General features: G+C 40.1%; 1 protein-coding gene. It reads left to right on the top strand.

All coding sequences use genetic code 11. From position 1 onward, the window contains the following. Positions 1-427: 427 nt before the first annotated feature. Entirely contained in the window at positions 428-2833 is a 2406-nt protein-coding gene (locus V7127_RS24355; RefSeq protein WP_335490673.1) for a M14 family metallopeptidase, read from the top strand. Positions 2834-3072 lie beyond the last annotated feature (239 nt).

The following is a 3072-nucleotide window of genomic DNA, read 5'->3' as shown; positions in this document are numbered from 1 at the left end:
GGACATTCCTTGTTAATTTTTATCTAATTACTAACTTATGTTGATTTGAAATACAGTTTGTTCGAGAACATCTTACAAACCTGTCTTTTATGGTAAATTTGAAAATTCACTATAAAAGATTGATCAAAATGGATTCTTTCTCAACTGACCTAGATGGAGTAGTATATAAAATTTTGATCATGTTATACCAATGTTATTCTACAATCGCGCCCGAGTTGAAGATTGTTATTTTAACTAAAGCCCCCGTTTGTTTAAGTACAATGATTCACAAACTTTTATTGAATATTTGTTAAGTAATTAGCAGTGAAATCAACAAATTCTATTAAAAAAATATAATTATTGACACCGATTACTGACAGAATATACTTAATATTTAATCTATAATAAACATGTCCACAATAGTGGAAATACATAGGAGGTGTGTAGATTGAAGAAAAGAAAGAAAGTTATGCATGGACTCGTCTTGGCAACGGCAATCAGTGCATTGAGTTTTACGACCCTGTACCCCGGATTTGGCGCTCCCCTTGTAACAGGTGCCCAACAGCTTGAAGGTGAACCAATACTTTCGAATGAGCCACTTTCCATCGTCCAGCTTGAGGTTCCAAATAAAATGGCTCTTGATAAGCTGGTTGAATTGGGTATAGACCTGACTCACAGGGTCCATCAGCATGGGGAAGAGTTGGAGGTTGATGTAGTTGTTACTCCTTCAGAAATCGAACAATTAAAAATGTATGGAATTAAAGTAAAGGAAACACTTATCACAGAAGATCAGTGGAACCAAAGAACTGCGGAAAGAAATGCAGCAGCACAGCAGCAATTCAATATCGCTTCTGCTGAAGATTCTATTAAAGTATTACGAGCCGACCATTATACAAATCAGTCTGCCACCTTCCTTTATGTAGAAGCAAAAACAAGCGCCGGGGTGAGTGCAAGCACAGCTCTTACCGGCAAGTGGATTGAAAATGGGGTGGAAAAAACAGCCACCTTGAATCGATTTACTGACTATGGGGAATATATGTATCATTGGTTTGAGGTTCCTGTGACAGTTGTTCCTGAAAGCGTTACCATAACTAGTAATCTTGGCGGTTCAGCTACAAGTTCTGTAACAGAGTGGCTTGGTGAAGATAAAAAAGGCAGTCCGAAAAAACATTATGTAAAAGGATTTGTTGACCATTATATGGACCCACATGATCTGTATGAAAGAGCAGAGCAGCTTGCAAAAGAATTTCCGGATTTAGTTGAAATTATTGAAATGCCATATCAAACAAATGGCTACCGCCGTCTTTCCCAAGCAACTATTGGGTCTACCACGACTAAAGCTGTAGTTGTTTCCTCAAAAGCATGGGGACATGAAGGCGGAAACGATATTTTAGTAGAATTTAAAAACCCTAGTGAAGCAAACCATCCTTTAACAGTAAAAGTTGATGACAATAATATTATTGTAGAATTGGCAACAGATGATACTGGAAAAGTAACAAGTACTGCAAGCCAGGTTGTTACAGCCCTAAATACTGAGGCAAATTCGCTTATTACGGCCACTACTTACCGCGGCAATGCAGGTACTGGTACAGTTGATCCAAATTCAGCAAAGTTAACTGACAACTTAAATGCTCCAGATTACATTTCCCGTGAACCGCAATCAGTAAAAGCCATCCGTATCGGTAAGCACCGTGACGGTTCCAAGCCGGGTGTACTAGGCTATGCGCAGGAGCATGCCCGTGAATGGGTTACTCCGCTCGTTACAATTGAAACAGCCGAGCGATTATTAAGGAATTATGCCCATGACGGGGAAACAAAACAACTAGTGAACAACCTGGACATTTTCCTGATACCTTCAGTAAACCCTGATGGAGCGAACTATAGTTTCTATGATTTTAATATGCAAAGGAAAAATATGACGAACCACTGTGGACCTACTCAGTCAGATCCAGCAAATCGCAACAGTTGGGGAGTTGACCTAAACCGAAACCACTCAGTAGGGTCTGTATTTGATGGTTTTGTTGGTGCTTCCAATACAAATTGCTTGAGCGGAACATATTCAGGCCCGTATGAAAACTCAGAGCCTGAAGCAAGAAATCTTATCTGGCTGGCAGACCAAAATCCAAATATTAAATTCGCAATGAATATTCACAGCTACGGCGGTTACTTCATGTGGTCCCCTGGCTCCTATGATCCAAATCGGGTTACATTGCCTCGACCAACTGCAGGTCAGGAGGCATTCTACTGGGCAGCATCCAACGAAATCTTGAATGATATTCAGGACCACCGCGGAACAGTAATCTTGCCAAGCCGTACAGGTCCAATTCCAGATGTGTTATACTCCGCGGCTGGGAACTCTGCTGATTATTTGTGGTATGAAAAGGGTATTTATGCATGGAACTTTGAAGTTGGAGCAGATCTGTGGGATTCTGTAGCAAACAGGTGGCGAGCCGTAGGATTCCAGCCTTCGTATCAAGAAGGACACGAGGAAGCAATGGAATTTGCGAATGGACTGATTAGTCTAATCAAGGTTGCCTACAACCAATCAAAGGATAAGCAACCTCCATCAACAAAAGCAGTTCCTGGAAACGGCAAATTCTCTGGCCCTGTAGAAGTATCGTTTGAAACCAGCGAAGCAGCTACCATCTACTATACTCTTGATGGAAGCCGTCCAACATTTGAATCAGCTCATATACGCCTTTCCGGAACACGTGAATCTGCTGAATCATTGAAAATTGATAAAACGACTGTTATCAATTGGTTTGCTGTAGACGCGGCGGGCAATATTGAAAAAAACTACAACCCGTTTAGTAATGCTTCTAACTACAGTTCTGTGAAAATAACTATTAAGTAAACTAAAAGATGCCGTGCTACTTTCAGAAACTGAAAAAGCCCGGCATCTTCTAAATACACGGCTAATAGGTTCTCTCTTACCTTAATGAATAGTGGATATTATGCTACCAAATCTCCTTCTTTAGCTGTTTATGTGATTTTTCAAAATTAGAGAGAATATCATCCAATATTGACGGATATATTTACTAGCATTTTTTATTCGAGAAGGGAGAACTCACATTTAAATCGAATGTTATAGGT

Source organism: Bacillus sp. JJ1773 (assembly GCF_036962035.1).
GTDB lineage: Bacteria > Bacillota > Bacilli > Bacillales > Cytobacillaceae > Cytobacillus.
Note: the sequence above shows the minus strand (reverse complement) of the source record. Positions and strands in the feature narration are given on the sequence as shown.